Origin of the sequence: Helicobacter pylori (assembly GCF_030062585.1) — a bacterium.
GTDB classification, from domain to species: domain Bacteria; phylum Campylobacterota; class Campylobacteria; order Campylobacterales; family Helicobacteraceae; genus Helicobacter; species Helicobacter pylori_CN.
In genome coordinates this window covers 17,383-34,563 of record NZ_CP071935.1, presented here as the reverse complement: position 1 = coordinate 34,563, position 17,181 = coordinate 17,383, and the positions used below count along the sequence as shown (strand labels likewise).

Annotated in this window: 7 protein-coding genes and 1 pseudogene; 7 read left to right on the top strand and 1 reads right to left on the bottom strand. The window is 40.1% G+C overall.

Annotated features, from left to right (window positions below; all coding sequences use genetic code 11):
- The first annotated feature begins 5 nt into the window (after window positions 1-5).
- The 6 genes and pseudogenes from imaA to J5F42_RS00110 all read left to right on the top strand — a co-directional run bounded on the left by imaA (window position 6) and on the right by J5F42_RS00110 (window position 14,058).
- Window positions 6-8,719, top strand: a pseudogene (gene imaA, locus J5F42_RS00135) (immunomodulatory autotransporter protein ImaA).
- Window positions 8,720-8,766: 47 nt separating this feature from the next.
- Window positions 8,767-9,984 (top strand): diaminopimelate decarboxylase, encoded by a 1,218-nt coding sequence (gene lysA / locus J5F42_RS00130; RefSeq protein ID WP_283491351.1) that lies wholly within the window; start codon window positions 8,767-8,769, stop codon window positions 9,982-9,984.
- Window positions 9,985-9,988: 4 nt separating this feature from the next.
- Window positions 9,989-10,279, top strand: a complete 291-nt coding sequence (locus J5F42_RS00125) for a chorismate mutase (RefSeq protein ID WP_001171371.1) — start codon at window positions 9,989-9,991, stop codon at window positions 10,277-10,279.
- 12 nt (window positions 10,280-10,291) lie between these two features.
- Window positions 10,292-11,164 carry a DUF2156 domain-containing protein gene (locus J5F42_RS00120; protein WP_000461883.1) on the top strand — a complete coding sequence of 291 codons (873 nt, stop codon included), beginning with the start codon at window positions 10,292-10,294 and terminating at the stop codon, window positions 11,162-11,164.
- On the top strand, window positions 11,165-12,844 hold the full coding sequence (locus J5F42_RS00115; RefSeq protein ID WP_283491350.1) for a bifunctional chorismate-binding protein/class IV aminotransferase: 1,680 nt from the start codon (window positions 11,165-11,167) through the stop codon (window positions 12,842-12,844).
- A 194-nt stretch (window positions 12,845-13,038) separates the two neighbouring features.
- A complete protein-coding gene (locus tag J5F42_RS00110; protein ID WP_001215709.1) occupies window positions 13,039-14,058 on the top strand; it encodes an aliphatic amidase in 1,020 nt (339 codons plus the stop codon).
- A gap of 83 nt (window positions 14,059-14,141) precedes the next feature.
- Here the strand turns inward: J5F42_RS00110 and flgL are convergent, their stop codons facing one another.
- Window positions 14,142-16,628, bottom strand: a complete 2,487-nt coding sequence (gene flgL / locus J5F42_RS00105) for a flagellar hook-associated protein FlgL (RefSeq protein WP_283491349.1) — start codon at window positions 16,626-16,628, stop codon at window positions 14,142-14,144.
- A 232-nt stretch (window positions 16,629-16,860) separates the two neighbouring features.
- Between flgL and rplU the strand changes: the two genes are divergently transcribed.
- Complete coding sequence (rplU, locus tag J5F42_RS00100; RefSeq protein ID WP_000119313.1) at window positions 16,861-17,175, top strand: 50S ribosomal protein L21; 315 nt, start codon at window positions 16,861-16,863, stop codon at window positions 17,173-17,175.
- Window positions 17,176-17,181: the final 6 nt, after the last annotated feature.

Genomic DNA, 17,181 nt, shown 5'->3' with positions numbered 1-17,181 from the left:
ATTTAATGAAAAAGTTTAAAAAGAAACCAAAAAGTATAAAACGATCGCATCAAAATCAAAAAACAATCTTAAAGCGTCCTTTATGGCTTGCACCTTTACTGATCGGTGGGTTTGCTAGTGGGGTGTATGCTGATGGAACAGACATTTTGGGGCTTAGTTGGGGGGAAAAAGCCAAAAGGTATGCGTGCATCGTCCATGGTATGCTGTATGGAGTTGCGATAAATGGGAGGAAAAAACACAACAATACACAGGAAACCAACTCATCACAAAAACTTGGGCAGGGGGTAATGCGGCTAATTACTACCACACTCAAAACAACCAAAATATTACAGCCAATTTAAAAAATGATAACGGCACTTATTTTTTAAGCGGTCTGTATAACTACACCGGAGGGGAATATAATGGGGGGAATTTAAATATTGAATTAGGCAGTAACGCTACTTTTAATCTAGGTGCGAGTAGTGGGAATAGCTTCACTTCTTGGTATCCTAATGGGCATACTAATGTTACTTTTAGCGCTGGGACTATCAATGTGAATAACAGCGTAGAAGTGGGCAATCGTGTGGGATCGGGAGCTGGCACACACACGGGAATAGCCACTTTAAACTTGAACGCTAATAAGGTTACTATCAATTCCAATATCAACGCGTATAAAACTTCGCAAGTGAATATAGGCAATGCTAACAGCGTTATTACTATCGGTTCGGTTTATTTAAGTGGGGATACTTGCAGTTCTTTAGCTAAAATTGGCAGTGGGGCTAATTGCTCCAGTTTAGGGCCTAGCTATTCTTTTAAAGGGACGACTAACGCTACTAATACGACCTTTAGCAATGCAAGCGGCAGTTTCACTTTTGAAGAGAACGCCACTTTTAGCGGGGCGAAATTAAATGGGGGGGCATTCACTTTCAATAAAGGATTTAGTGCTACCAATAACACCGCTTTTAATAGCGGTAGCTTCACTTTTAAAGGCACAAGCTCTTTTAATAACGCTACTTTTAGTAACGCTTCCTATACTTTTGACAATCAAGCCACTTTCCAAAACAGCTCCTTTAATGGGGGGACTTTTACTTTTAGTAACCAAACCAATCAAAGCGCTCAGCACCCCCAAATTCAAAACAGCTCTTTTAGCGGTAACGCTACCACTCTTAAGGGCTTTGTGAATTTCCAACAAGCCTTTAACAATTCAAACCACCAATTGACGATCCAAAACGCTTCGTTCAATAACGCTACTTTCAACAATACCGGTAAAATCACCATAGAAAAAGAGGCGAGTTTTAACAATACGATATTCAACACTTCTGTTGATGCAAACAACATGAGTGTTGCCGGTAGCGTTACTTTAAGCGGTAAGAATAATTTGAACAATGGCTCAACCCTTGATTTTGGGAGTTCTAAAATCACTCTCACTCAAGGGACGACTTTCAACCTCACAAGTTTAGGCAGTGAGAAGAGCGTAACGATTTTAAATTCTAGCGGTGGGATCACTTACAATCATCTCTTAAACCATGCGATCAATAGCTTGACAAACGCCTTAAAAACGAGTGAAAGCCCTTCAAAGCCGCAAAGTTTCGCTCAAGGTTTGTGGGAGATGATCACTTACAATGGGGTTACTGGACAGCTTTTGAGCGAAAACGCTGCAACATCTAAAAACACTGACTCTTCGCCCTCTAAATCCTCTTCAAACTCTACGCAAGTCTATCAAGTGGGCTATAAAATAGGGGATACTATCTACAAACTGCAAGAAACTTTTGGCCCTAATTCCATCATTATCCAGGCTTTAGAGAGCGGGACTTACACGCCACCCCCTACAATCAGCGGCTCGCAATTTGACTTATCCGCTTCAAATTATATTAATGCTGACATGCCTTGGTATGATCATAAATATTACATCCCCAAATCCCAAAATTTTACAGAGAGCGGGACTTATTACTTGCCGAGCGTTCAAATATGGGGGAGCTACACTAACTCGTTTAAACAAACCTTTAGCGCTAGTGGTAGTAATCTGGTGATTGGGTATAACTCAACATGGACTGGAAATAGCGTTTCTTCTAGCGACACGGTGTCTTTTGGGGACACTTCAGGGAGCGTTCTTAATGGGCATTGTGGGCCTTGGCCCTATTACCAATGCACAGGCACGACTAACGGCACTTATAGCGCTTATCATGTCTATATCACAGCGAATCTGCGTTCTGGCAATCGTGTAGGCACGGGTGGGGCAGCTAATCTAATCTTTAATGGGGTAGATAGTATCAATATCGCTAACGCTACTATCACGCAGCATAACGCCGGGGCTTATTCAAGCTCCATGACTTTTTCCACGCAAAACATGGATAGTTCGCAGAATTTGAATGGTCTAAACGCTAACGGCAAACTTTCAGTGTATGGCGCAACTTTCACTAACCAAGCCAAAGACGGGAAATTCACTTTCAATGCAGGGCAAGCGACTTTTGAAAACACCAACTTTAATGGAGGGAGTTACCAATTCAGCGGCGATAGCTTGAATTTTTCAAATAACAACCAGTTCAACAGCGGTTCGTTTGAGATTAGCGCAAAAAACGCTTCGTTCAATAACGCTAACTTTAACAATAGTGCTTCTTTTAATTTCAATAATTCTAGCGCGACCACTTCGTTTATAGGGGATTTCACTAACGCTAATTCAAATTTGCAAATCGCCGGGAACGCTGTTTTTGGGAACTCTACTAATGACTCTCAAAATACCGCTAATTTTAATAATACCGGCTCTGTTAATATTGCAGGGAATGCAACTTTTGATAACGTGGCTTTTAATGGCCCTACGAATACGAGCGTGAAAGGGCAAGTTACTCTCAATAACATCACTTTAAAAAACCTGAACGCTCCTTTGTCTTTTGGCGATGGAACGATTGCTTTTAGCGCTCATTCGGTGATTAATATTGGTGAAGCTATCACAAATGGCAACCCTATCACCCTTGTAAGCTCTTCTAAAGAAATTGAATACAACAACGCTTTTAGTAAAAATCTATGGCAGCTTATCAACTACCAAGGGCATGGGGCTAGCAGTGAAAAGCTCGTTTCTAGTGCGGGTAATGGTATTTATGATGTGGTGTATTCTTTCAATAACCAAACCTACAATTTCCAAGAGGTTTTTTCACCCAACAGCATTTCTATCCGGCGTTTGGGCGTTGGCATGGTGTTTGATTATGTGGATATGGAAAAATCGGATCGTTTGTATTATCAAAACGCTCTCGGTTTTATGACCTACATGCCTAACAGCTATAACAATAATTTAGGGAATGCAAACAACACCATTTATTATTACGACAACAGCATTGACTTTTATGCGAGCGGGAAAACTCTATTCACTAAAGCGGAATTTTCTCAAACGTTCACCGGGCAAAACAGCGCGATCGTTTTTGGGGCTAAAAATATATGGACGAGCGTAAGCGATGCGCCGCAATCTAATGCAATCATTCGCTTTGGGGACAATAAGGGAGCAGGGAGTAATGATGCGAGCGGGCATTGCTGGAATTTGCAATGCATAGGCTTTATCACAGGGCATTATGAAGCGCAAAAGATTTACATCACCGGCAGCATTGAAAGCGGGAATCGCATTTCTAGCGGTGGGGGCGCGAACCTTAATTTTAACGGGCTTCAAGGCATTCTTTTAACGAACGCGACTTTGTATAACCGCGCCGCTGGGACGCAAAGCTCTTCTATGAATTTTGTCTCTAACAGCGCGAACATTCAGGCTCAAAACTCCTATTTTATAGACGATACCGCGCAAAATGGCGGCAACCCTAATTTCAGTTTCAACGCTTTGAATCTGGATTTTTCTAACAGCTCTTTTAGGGGCTATGTGGGGCAAACGCAATCTGTTTTTAAATTCAATGCCACTAATGCGATCAGTTTCACCAACAGCACGAATTTAAGCTCTGGTTTGTATCAAATGCAAGCTCAAAGCGTGTCGTTTGACAATTCCAATTTAAGCGTTTCAGTGGGGACAAGCAGTATTAAAGCCAATGCGATCAATCTTTCTCAAAATGCCTCTATCAATGCGAGTAACCATTCAACCTTGGATCTTCAAGGCGATTTGAATGTGAACGACACCAGCTCGCTCAACCTCAACCAAAGCACCATTAATGTTTCCAATAACGCCACGATCAACGATTATGCGAGCTTGATTGCGAGTAATGGCTCTCACCTTAATTTTAACGGGGCGGTTAATTTCAATTCAGCGAATATTACTACGAGTTTGAATAATTCCTCTATCGTGTTTAAGGGAGCGAGCTTTTTAGGAGGGCAATTTAATTTAAGCAATAACTCTTCTTTAGATTTTCAAGGCTCTAGCGCTATTACCTCTAACACGGCGTTTAATTTCTATGATAACGCTTTTTCTCAAAGCCCCATCACTTTCCATCAAGCCCTTGATATTAAAGCGCCCTTGAGTTTGGGAGGCAACCTCTTAAACCCTAACAGCAGTAGCGTGCTGGATTTAAAAAACAGCCAGCTTGTTTTTAGCGATCAAGGGAGTTTGAATATCGCTAACATTGATTTACTAAGCGATCTAAACGATAATAAAAATCGTGTGTATAACATCATTCAAGCGGACATGAATGATAATTGGTATGAGCGTATCAGCTTCTTTGGCATGCGCATCAATGACGGGATTTATGACGCTAAAAACCAAACTTATAGTTTCACTAACCCCCTTAATAACGCCCTAAAAATCACCGAGAGCTTTAAAGACAACCAACTAAGCGTTACGCTCTCTCAAATCCCGGGCATTAAAAACACGCTCTATAATATTGGCTCTGAAATTTTTAACTACCAAAAAGTTTATAACAACGCTAATGGTGTGTATTCTTATAGCGATGATGCAGAAGGCGTGTTTTACCTTACGAGCAGCGTGAAAGGCTATTACAACCCTAATCAATCCTATCAAGCTAACGGCAGTAACAACACTACGAAAAATAACAATCTAACCTCTGAGTCTTCTGTCATCTCGCAAACCTATAACGCGCAAGGCAACCCTATTAGCGCGTTACACATCTATAACAAGGGCTATAATTTCAATAATATCAAAGCGTTAGGGCAAATGGCGCTCAAACTCTACCCTGAAATCAAAAAGATATTAGGGAATGATTTTTCGCTTTCAAGTTTGAGCGATCTAAACTCTAATGCGCTAAACCAGCTTACCAAACTCATCACGCCTAGCGATTGGAAAAACATTAACGAGTTGATTGATAATGCAAACAATTCGGTGGTGCAAAATTTCAATAACGGCGCTTTGATTATAGGAGCGACTAAAATAGGGCAAACAGACACTAATAGCGCGGTGGTTTTTGGGGGCTTGGGCTATCAAACACCTTGTGATTATACTGATATTGTGTGCCAAAAATTTAGAGGCACTTATTTAGGGCAGCTTTTGGAGTCTAGCTCGGCTGATTTGGGCTATATTAACACGACTTTTAACGCTAAAGAAATTTATCTTACCGGCACTTTAGGGAGTGGGAACGCATGGGGGACTGGGGGGAGTGCTAGTGTAACTTTTAACAGCCAAACTTCGCTCATTCTCAATCAGGCTAATATCGTAAGCTCGCAAACCGATGGGATTTTTAGCATGCTAGGCCAAGAGGGTATTAATAAGGTTTTCAATCAAGCCGGGCTCGCTAATATTTTGGGCGAAGTGGCGGTGCAATCCATTAACAAAGCCGGGGGATTAGGGAATTTGATAGTAAATACGCTAGGGAGTGGTAGTGTGATTGGGGGGTATTTAACGCCTGAACAAAAAAATCAAACCCTAAGCCAACTTTTGGGGCAGAATAATTTTGATAACCTCATGAATGATAGCGGTTTGAACACGGCGATTAAGGATTTGATCAGACAAAAATTAGGCTTTTGGACCGGGCTAGTGGGGGGATTAGCCGGACTAGGGGGCATTGATTTGCAAAACCCTGAAAAGCTGATAGGCAGCATGTCAATCAATGATTTATTGAGTAAAAAAGGGTTGTTCAATCAGATCACTAGCTTTATTTCCGCTAACGATATAGGGCAAATCATAAGCGTGATGTTGCAAGATATTGTCAAACCGAGCAACGCTTTAAAAAACGATGTAGTGGCTTTAGGCAAGCAAATGATTGGCGAATTTTTAGGCCAAGACACGCTCAATTCTTTAGAAAGCTTGCTGCAAAACCAGCAGATTAAAAGCGTTTTAGACAAAGTCCTAGCGGCTAAAGGCTTAGGGCCTATTTATGAACAAGGTTTGGGGGATTTGATGCCTAATCTTGGTAAAAAGGGGCTTTTCGCTCCCTATGGTTTGAGTCAAGTGTGGCAAAAAGGGGATTTTAGTTTCAACGCGCAAGGCAATGTTTTTGTGCAAAATTCCACTTTCTCTAACGCTAATGGAGGCACGCTTTCTTTTAACGCAGGAAATTCATTGATTTTTGCCGGAAACAACCACATCGCTTTCACTAACCATTCTGGAACGCTCAATTTATTGTCCAATCAAGTTTCTAACATTAACATCACCACGCTTGATGCCAGCAACGGCCTTAAGATTAATGCCGGTAGTAACAATATTTCTGTGTCTCAAGGCGATCTGTTTATCAACGCCAGTTGCGTGCAACAAAGCACTCCAACTGCAGCTAACGCTACAAACCCTTGCGCGCTCACCACTCAAAATAACGCTTCTTCTAGTAACGCGTCAAATAACGCGCCAATCGCCTTGAATAATAACGATGAGAGTTTGATAGTTACGGCGAATGGTTTCAATTTTTCAGGCAATATTTACGCTAACGGGGTGGTTGATCTTTCAAAGATTAAAGGCTCTGCAAACGTTAAAAACCTGTATCTTTACAATAACGCTCAATTCCAAGCCAACAACCTCACGATTTCCAACCAAGCGGTGTTAGAAAAAAACGCCAGCTTTGTAACGAATAACTTAAACATTCAAAGAGCGTTCAACAACAACGCCACGCAAAAAATAGAGGTGCTTCAAAATTTAGTGATCGCTTCAAACGCTTCTTTAAGCACCGGGATTTATGGGTTAGAAATAGGGGGGGCTTTGAATAATTTGGGAACGATCCATTTTAATTTAGAAAATTCTCAAACGCCTGTAAATCCGCTCATTCAAGCAGAGGGGATCATCAATCTCAATGCCACTCAAACGCCTTTTATCAATGTCAATAACAGCATGGCCAATAACACGACTTACACCTTATTAAAAAGCAGCCGTTACATTGATTACAATATCAACCCTAACAGCTTGCAATCGTATTTGAAGCTCTATACCTTAATCAATATCAACGGAAACCACATAGAGGAAAAAAACGGCGTATTGACTTATTTGGGTCAACGGGTTTTATTACAAGATAAGGGGTTATTATTAAGCGTAGTCTTGCCTGACTCAAACAACGCCCATCAAAACAACATTTTAAGCCTTTCTGTTCTTCATGACCAGATTAAAATGTCTTATGGCGATAGGATCATGGACTTTACCCCCCCTACTTTACAAGATTACATTGTGGGCATTCAAGGGCAAAGCGCGCTCAATCAAATTGAGGCTGTTGGGGGGAACGCTATCAAGTGGCTTTCAACATTGATGATGGACACTAAAGAAAACCCGCTTTTTGCGCCGATTTATTTAAAAAACCACTCTTTGAATGAAATCTTAGGCGTAACAAAAGATCTTCAAAACACCGCAAGCTTGATTTCTAACCCTAATTTTAGAAATAACGCTACCAACCTTTTAGAATTGGCGAGTTACACCCAACAAACCAGCCGTTTAACCAAACTCTCTGATTTTAGGGCTAGAGAGGGAGAGTCCAATTTTTCAGAGCGCTTGTTAGATCTTAAAAACAAGCGTTTTAGCGATCCTAACCCTAGCGAGGTTTTTGTCAAATACTCTCAACTCAGCAAACACCCAAATAACCTTTGGATTCAAGGGGTGGGAGGAGCGAGCTTTATTTCTGGGGGCAATGGCACGCTTTATGGCTTGAACGTGGGTTATGACCGGTTGGTTAAAAACGTGATCCTTGGGGGTTATGTGGCTTATGGCTATAGCGACTTTAATGGGAATATCATGCGTTCTTTGGGTAATAATGTGGATGTGGGGATGTATGCGAGGGCTTTTTTAAAAAGAAACGAATTCACTTTGAGCGCGAATGAAACTTATGGAGGCAATGCGAGTCATATCAATTCTTCTAATTCTTTGCTCTCTGTGTTGAACCAACGCTACAACTACAACACTTGGACAACAAGCGTGAATGGGAATTACGGCTATGATTTCATGTTCAAACAAAAAAGCGTGGTGCTAAAACCTCAAGTAGGCTTGAGCTATCATTTCATAGGCTTGAGCGGGATGAAAGGCAAAATGCAAAATCCAGCTTACCAACAATTCGTCATGCATTCAAACCCCTCTAACGAATCGGTTTTAACGCTCAACATGGGGCTAGAGAGCCGTAAATATTTTGGTCAAAATTCCTATTATTTTGTAACGGCGAGGTTGGGCAGGGATCTTTTGATCAAAGCTAAAGGCGGCAATATGGTGCGTTTTGTGGGTGGGGACACTTTATTGTATCGCAAGGGGGAAATTTTCAACACTTTTGCGAGCGTGATCACAGGAGGCGAAATGCATTTGTGGCGTTTGATGTATGTGAATGCGGGGGTGGGGCTTAAAATGGGTTTACAATACCAGGACATTAATATAACTGGGAATGTGGGCATGCGAGTGGCGTTTTAGCTTTTTTGCTATAATGCTTCGTTCAAATTTTATGGTTAGGTTTTTCCATGTTTAATTATGAAGAGCTGTTTCAAACTTATAAAACCCCTTTTTACCTCTATGATTTTGACAAGATCAAACAGGCTTTTTTGAATTATAAAGAAGCGTTTAAGGGGCGTAAATCTTTGATTTGCTACGCTTTAAAGGCGAATTCTAATTTGAGTATCCTCTCTTTATTGGCGCATTTAGGGAGCGGGGCGGATTGCGTTTCCATAGGCGAGATATATAGGGCTTTAAAAGCCGGGATCAAGCCTTATAGGATCGTGTTTAGTGGGGTGGGTAAGAGCGCATTTGAAATAGAGCAAGCCCTAAAACTCAACATTTTATTTTTGAATGTGGAAAGTTTTATGGAATTAAAAACGATTGAAACAACCGCTCAATCTTTAGGGATAAAGGCTAGGATTTCCATTCGAATCAACCCTAACATTGATGCTAAAACGCACCCCTATATTTCTACCGGTTTGAAAGAAAATAAGTTCGGCGTGGGAGAAAAAGAAGCTTTAGAAATGTTTCTTTGGGCTAAAAAAAGCGCGTTTTTAGAGCCTGTTAGCGTGCATTTTCATATCGGATCGCAGCTCTTAGATTTAGATCCGATTATAGAAGCGAGTCAAAAGGTGGCTAAAATCGCTAAATCTTTGATAGCTTTAGGGATTGATTTGCGTTTTTTTGATGTGGGTGGAGGCATTGGCGTGAGCTATGAAAATGAAGAGACTATCAAGCTTTATGATTACGCGCAAGGGATTTTAAACGCGCTTCAAGGCTTGGATTTGACCATTATTTGTGAGCCGGGCCGATCCATCGTGGCTGAGAGTGGGGAATTGATCATGCAGGTTTTGTATGAAAAAAAGGCTCAAAACAAGCGCTTTGTAATCGTGGATGCGGGCATGAATGATTTTTTACGCCCCAGTTTGTATCATGCTAAGCATGCCATAAGGGTCATAACGCCTTGTAGGGGGCGTGAGATTTCGCCTTGCGATGTGGTAGGGCCTGTGTGCGAGAGCAGCGACACTTTTTTAAAAGACGCCAATTTGCCAGAATTAGAGCCAGGCGATAAATTAGCCATAGAAAAGGTTGGGGCTTATGGCTCTAGCATGGCCAGTCAATACAATTCGCGCCCCAAACTCTTAGAATTAGCCCTAGAAGATCACAAAATCAGAGTGATTAGAAAAAGAGAGGCTTTAGAAGATTTATGGCGGTTAGAAGAAGAAGGCTTAAAGGGGGTTTGATTAGATGCAAAAGAATTTGGATAGTCTTTTAGAAAATTTAAGGGCTGAAATTGATGCGTTGGATAATGAATTGAGCGATCTTTTAGACAAACGCTTAGAAATCGCTTTAAAAATCGCTCTTATTAAACAAGAAAACCCCATTTATTGCCCTAAAAGAGAACAAGAGATTTTAAAACGACTCAGCCAAAGGGGTTTCAAGCATTTGAATGGAGAAATCCTTGCGGGTTTTTATGCAGAGGTTTTTAAGATTTCTAGAAAATTTCAAGAAAACGCCCTAAAAGAGTTAAAAAAATAAAAGAGAGTTGTTATGTTTGAAAAAATTACCCTAGCGCATAAGGACTTGTTTTCAAGGTTTTTAAGCGCTCAAAAAATCGTGTTATCAGATGTGAGTTTTACCAATTGTTTTTTATGGCAGCACGCAAGGCTTATTCAAGTGGCTGTGATTAGGGATTGCTTGGTGATTCAAACCACTTATGAAAATCAAAAACCCTTTTATTTCTATCCTATCGGTAAGAATGCGTTTGAATGTGTGGAAGAGCTTTTGAAATTAGAAAAAAATTTAAGATTCCACTCCCTGACTTTAGAGCAAAAAGACGATTTGAAAGACAATTTTGTAGGGGTGTTTGATTTCACTTACAACCGAGACAGGAGCGATTATGTTTATTCTGTTGAAGAATTGATCGCGCTCAAAGGGAAAAAATACCATAAGAAAAAAAACCACTTAAACCAGTTTTTAACCAATTATGCGAATTTTGTTTATGAAAAAATTTCTCCTCAAAATAAAAAGGAAGTTTTAGAAGCCTTTCAAGAGTGGTTTTTAGAAAGCCAAACCGATGATATAGGGCTAATCAATGAAAATAAGGGCATTCAAAGCGTGTTAGAAAATTATGAAAGCTTGGATGTGAAAGGGGGGCTTGTTAGGGTTAATGGAGAAATAGTCTCGTTTAGTTTTGGAGAAGTTTTAAACGAAGAGAGCGCGCTCATTCACATTGAAAAAGCCCGCGCAGATATTGCAGGCGCGTATCAGATCATCAACCAACAATTGCTTTTGAATGAATTTAGCCATCTAACTTACGCTAACAGAGAAGAAGATCTAGGATTAGAGGGTTTGAGAAGGTCTAAAATGAGCTATAACCCGGTGTTTTTGATAGACAAATACGAAGCGGTTGCTAAAAATTAAATGATTTTTGGGGATTTTAAATATCAAAAAAGCGTTAAAAAACTCACAGCCACTAATCTTAATGAGCTTAAAAACGCCTTGGATTTCATCTCTCAAAATAGGGGGAATGGGTATTTTGTGGGGTATCTTTTATACGAAGCGCGATTAGCGTTTTTAGATGAAAATTTTCAAAGTCAAACCCCTTTTTTGTATTTTGAACAATTCTTAGAAAGAAAAAAATATTCTTTAGAGCCTTTAAAAGAGCATGCGTTTTACCCTAAAATCCACAGCTCTTTAGATCAAAAAACTTATTTCAAGCAGTTTAAAGCCGTTAAAGAATACCTCAAAAACGGCGATACCTATCAAGTGAATCTCACGATGGATTTATTTTTAGACACTAAAGCCAAACTGAAGCGCGTTTTTAAGGAAGTGATACACAACCAAAACACGCCTTTTAAGGCTTTTATAGAAAATGAGTTTGGGAGCGTTTTAAGCTTTTCGCCGGAATTGTTTTTTGAATTAGAGTTTTTGGACACAGCGATTAAGATTATTACAAAACCCATGAAAGGCACGATCGCTCGCTCAAACAACCCCTTGATAGATGAAAAAAACCGATTGTTTTTGCAAAATGATGACAAAAACAGAAGCGAAAATGTGATGATTGTGGATTTATTGCGTAACGATTTGAGCCGTTTAGCCTTAAAAAATAGCGTGAAAGTCAATCAATTGTTTGAAATCATTAGCTTGCCGAGCGTGTATCAAATGATAAGCGAGATTGAAGCTCAATTGCCCCTAAAAACAAGCTTGTTTGAGATTTTTAAGGCGTTGTTCCCTTGCGGCTCTGTGACCGGATGCCCTAAAATAAAAACCATGCAAATCATTGAAGAATTAGAAAAACGCCCTAGGGGGGTGTATTGCGGGGCGATAGGCATGGTTGAAGAAAAAAAAGCCCTTTTTAGCGTGCCTATCCGCACTTTAGAAAAAAGAACGCATGAAGATTTTTTGCATTTGGGGGTAGGGAGTGGGGTAACTTATAAAAGTAAAGCTTCAAAGGAATATGAAGAGAGCTTTTTAAAATCCTTTTTTGTGATGCCCAAAATAGAATTTGAGATTGTAGAGACGATGAAAATTATCAAAAAGGATCAAAAATTAGAGATCAATAATAAAAACGCCCATAAAGAACGCCTTATTAGTAGCGCCCAATACTTTAACTTTAAATACGATGACAATCTTTTAGACTTTGAATTGGAAAAAGAAGGGGTTTTAAGGGTTTTACTCAACAAAAAGGGCAAGCTCATTAAAGAATACAAAACCTTAGAGCCTTTAAAAAGCCTAGAAATCCGTTTGAGTGAAGCCCCCATTGACAAACACAACGATTTTTTATACCACAAGACCACTTACGCCCCTTTTTATCAAAAGGCTCGAGCGCTCATTAAAAAAGGCGTTATGTTTGATGAAATCTTTTATAACAAGGATCTAGAACTCACTGAGGGCGCTAGGAGCAATCTTATTTTAGAAATCCACAACAGGCTTTTAACCCCTTATTTCAGCGCGGGCGCGTTAAACGGGACGGGTGTTGTGGGATTGTTAAAAAAGGGTCTTGTTGAGCATGCCCCTTTAAAATTACACGATTTGCAAAAAGCGGCTAAAATCTATTGCATTAACGCACTACATGGCTTAGTGGAGGTGGGAATAAAATAACCATAAAAACAGAGTGGCTAAAAACTCATTTTTCTAGAAATAGGTTACCAAATGGAGCAAAAAAGTTAAAACTCACCCACAATAATCATAATGATTAAAGTTTTTATATTCATTATAGATCCATTTACACAATTATTTTATAAATCCAAGTAGAGGGTTTGTAGGAACTCTCATCAAAAAACAAGGAACATAATATGAGACATGGAGATATTAGTAGCAGCCCCGATACTGTGGGTGTAGCGGTAGTTAATTATAAGATGCCTAGACTCCACACTAAAGAACAAGTGTTGGAAAATTGTCGCAATATCGCTAAGGTGATCGGTGGGGTCAAACAAGGTTTGCCCGGATTGGATCTGATTATCTTCCCCGAATACAGCACGCATGGGATCATGTATGACAGACAAGAAATGTTTGACACAGCCGCAAGCGTTCCTGGAGAAGAAACTGCGATCTTTGCTGAGGCTTGTAAGAAAAACAAGGTTTGGGGAGTGTTCTCTTTGACTGGGGAAAAACACGAGCAAGCCAAAAAGAATCCTTATAACACTTTGATTCTTGTCAACGATAAGGGTGAGATCGTGCAAAAATACCGCAAAATCTTGCCTTGGTGCCCTATTGAATGCTGGTATCCTGGGGATAAAACCTATGTGGTTGATGGGCCTAAGGGCTTGAAAGTTTCTTTGATCATCTGCGATGATGGGAACTACCCTGAAATTTGGCGCGATTGCGCGATGCGTGGGGCAGAACTCATTGTGCGCTGTCAAGGTTACATGTATCCGGCTAAGGAGCAACAAATTGCGATAGTGAAAGCCATGGCGTGGGCTAATCAATGTTATGTAGCGGTAGCGAATGCGACCGGTTTTGATGGGGTGTATTCCTATTTTGGGCATTCTAGCATTATTGGTTTTGATGGGCATACTTTGGGCGAATGCGGGGAAGAAGAAAATGGTCTTCAATACGCTCAACTTTCCGTGCAACAAATCCGTGATGCGAGGAAATACGACCAAAGCCAAAACCAACTCTTCAAACTCTTACACAGAGGTTATAGTGGGGTTTTTGCTAGTGGCGATGGGGATAAGGGTGTGGCGGAATGCCCTTTTGAGTTCTATAAAACTTGGGTTAATGACCCCAAAAAAGCTCAAGAAAATGTAGAAAAATTCACTCGCCCAAGCGTGGGTGTGGCCGCTTGTCCTGTAGGCGATTTGCCCACGAAATAAAGGATAAGGGGAGGGGGGGCTTCATAGAAGCTTAAAAGGCATTTTAATACCTCTTTTTAGAACGCTTAAAAACCACCAAAAGACTATAAATACTTCGTTAAAGACAGATTATTGATTTTGTTCGTGGAAGCCAAAACGGCATTATAGTTGTTAGTGAGATTGGAAAATTTGTTATAAGTTTCTGCCATATCCGTGCCGGTCGTTTCCCCACGAATGCTTTGAACTTGCGTTTTTAAAACTTCATTACGCCTGATAATGTTTTCAAACGCTTTGCCATGAGCGCCGTTTTTAGCGATCATTTTTTCTATGTGATCGCTCAAGTGATCTATAAGGGTGATGCCGTTTTGAATGCCTAAATTACGCATGTCGCTAGAATAAGTATCCCCTAAAGCGTCCGGGCGATAAATCCCCTTTCTTACAGAGGTGATGGTATTTTCTAATTGATCAAAAAAATTCACGCTTGGCTTGTCAATAATTAGAGCGTTATTAGCGTTTAATTTAAGGCTTGGTTTGTCGCTGTGTAAGGCGTTTTGAGAAAAATCATTCGCGTCTTTATCAAAAAGCATGAACTGCATTTTGGTGTTTGAATGCATGTTGTCTTGGATAATGACTTTTCCCTCTTCATTCAAATTGACAGAAAGGTTGTCTTTAGCTTGTTTTAACAATCCAATAAAGCGCTCCTTGCTTTCTTTTGAAGTAGGGTTATCGCTGATTTGTTGGTAGATTGCAGGGTCAGTGTTGCTGTAATTGAGCGCGATGCTCATCGCATCCATGAGCTGCCTGTAAGTGACTTCATTGGGTTTAGACGCTTGAATATCAGCGCTTGTGGGGTCATAAAGCGGGATTTTAACGCCATTAGGCAAACTCAAAAAAGCCCCATTATTATCCAAGTTTATTTGTGCTTCCAAAAATAAGCCATTCACATCGTTTAATTTCATGTTAAAAACGCTATTTTCTAAACTCCCCTTAGCGGCTTCACTCAGTTTAGTAGAGCCATTAGCCGCGCCATTTTGAGCGGTTTGAGCGACATTGCTTTCTAATTTTGCCCCTTCTTTATTGAAGTAGGTTTTTTGGTATTCGCTCGCATTATTGGTAGGAATGCCGGCCACTTCTAGCCCTTTATCATCTAAAGTGCTTAAAGCCAAAGAAATAGGCGATTCTTTAGAAGAATTGTCAATGATCCTCAAACGCCCGTTCGTTGCAATTTCCACATCCACTTCATTATTAAAACGATCTTTAATCGCGTCTTTCAAATCTTTAATCGTAGAGTTTTTCACGTCTAAAAGAATGGGAATATCCAAATTAATAGGGAGGTTTGGGATTTTAATAGCGCTTGTTTCGTCCAAGCGGCTGGCGTTGATTTTTAAAGTTTCCACCTTATCGCCAAAAATCTCGCTCAATTTGGTGTTTTTGTTGGCTAAAACATTATCTTTAGTGATAAACACGCTAGGGATTTCAAGCACCTTGGGATTATACATGTTAGGCACCGCTTTAACTTGGCTCAAACTCCTATCCGTTACAAACGCGCTTTTGACGTATTCAGTAACCCTTTTACCGCTAGATCGTAAGGCGTCTAAATCGTCAAAATCCCCATCGCTAGAAATCAAATGAAAATCCAAATTTTCACTGCCGGGGGTTAGGTTTTTGATCTCAATTTGCCCCCAATTGTTCAAACTCACATCCACGACTTTATTTTGTGAAGTGTTCCCGTAAGCGTGAGCGATTTTATCCAATAAATCGCTCACTTTAGTCGCGCTTTCTTGATTTTGATAGGCTTTAGAGAGCGCGAATTTTTCTTTAAAACTAGAGCCATCAGGCCTAACGCCCTGCAAATAAAAAAACTCTTTAGGGTCATTAGTGGGGTCTTTATCGTTATCGCCGATGAGTTCTCGCAAGGTATCGCTAGGTTTAATGAAAACTTCTTCAGGTAATGAAGAATGCTCTAAAGCGTCCATCACATCAGGGTGGAGCTTGTTTTGATTGAGTAATTTAATGTTGGTGGTGATGAGTTTGTGTTTGTCTTTATCCGCGCCTAAAAACAAATCTTGCCCGCTGATATTATAAGGCACAAGGTTATCAGAGCTAATAAGCGCGTTTAAATCTTCGCCATTGCCATGGTATTTCCCCTCGCTATCAATGGGAGGTCTATCCACCTTACTGCCCCCAAATAAAAATTCCCCCCCTATAGAAGTGTTAGCAACATTTATCATATGCTCTTTTAAGCGTTCTAAATCGTTAGCGATAGCGGCGCGAGAAGTTTCTGAATGCACATCGTTAGCGGATTGGATGAGTTTGGTTTTAAACGCCTCCATCGTTTTAGAAAATTCTTGCAAGGCTTTGTCGGTATTGAGCGTTGAAGTGTAAGCGTTTTGAGCCACATCAATGCCTTGATCCAAGGTGTTTTCTTCGTATTGGAATTTTAAATTCTGGTTGTTAATGTCGCTGTTTTGATAACCATAACGGATTTTTAGCCCTGAAGCGATCTGCGTGTTAGCGTCGTTGATTTTATTTTGTAAAGCGTTTTGATAGTTATTCATTTGGTTGTATTTTGAGCCAAAGGTAACGCGCATGATCAAATCCTTATTGGTTTTTTAACAAACAAGCTAAAAGTATTCCAAAACAAGTTAATAACAATTGTGAGTGGGGCAATGCGGGGTAATAATGGCGGGTTAAATGGGGTGTTTTTGAGTAAAAAAATTCTTTTAATGTGAATTTAATCTAAATTTAAAGTTAAATTTTAGCAAATACTCACTATAATAAGCGTTTATTTTAAAAAGAGCGTTCAATTTTTAAGGAATAGAAATGTCATACGCAATATTCAAGCATGGCGGTAAGCAATATAAAGTCGTTGAAGGCGATATTGTTTTACTAGATAAAATAAATAAAGAGCCTAAGGCTTTAGTGGAATTAGTGGAAGTGTTAGCCGTATCCAAAGAGGGCAAACTCTCTTGTGGGAAACCCTTTGTGAATGGGGCTAAAATTGAAGCGGAAGTGATCAATGAAGGGCGCGGCAAAAAAGTCATCACTTTCAAAAAACGCCGCCGAAAAGACAGCAAAACCAAGCGTGGTTTTAGAAGAGATTTCACTCGTGTGAGAATCACTAAAATTGTAGCATAAGGAGTA

Coding starts and splice junctions, on each gene's coding strand:
- J5F42_RS00115 (WP_283491350.1), top strand. CDS start 11,165: ATGATTTTTGGGGATTTTAAATATCAAAAAAGCGTTAAAAAACTCACA.
- J5F42_RS00110 (WP_001215709.1), top strand. CDS start 13,039: ATGAGACATGGAGATATTAGTAGCAGCCCCGATACTGTGGGTGTAGCG.
- lysA (WP_283491351.1), top strand. CDS start 8,767: ATGTTTAATTATGAAGAGCTGTTTCAAACTTATAAAACCCCTTTTTAC.
- J5F42_RS00120 (WP_000461883.1), top strand. CDS start 10,292: ATGTTTGAAAAAATTACCCTAGCGCATAAGGACTTGTTTTCAAGGTTT.
- flgL (WP_283491349.1), bottom strand. CDS start 16,628: ATGCGCGTTACCTTTGGCTCAAAATACAACCAAATGAATAACTATCAA.
- J5F42_RS00125 (WP_001171371.1), top strand. CDS start 9,989: ATGCAAAAGAATTTGGATAGTCTTTTAGAAAATTTAAGGGCTGAAATT.
- rplU (WP_000119313.1), top strand. CDS start 16,861: ATGTCATACGCAATATTCAAGCATGGCGGTAAGCAATATAAAGTCGTT.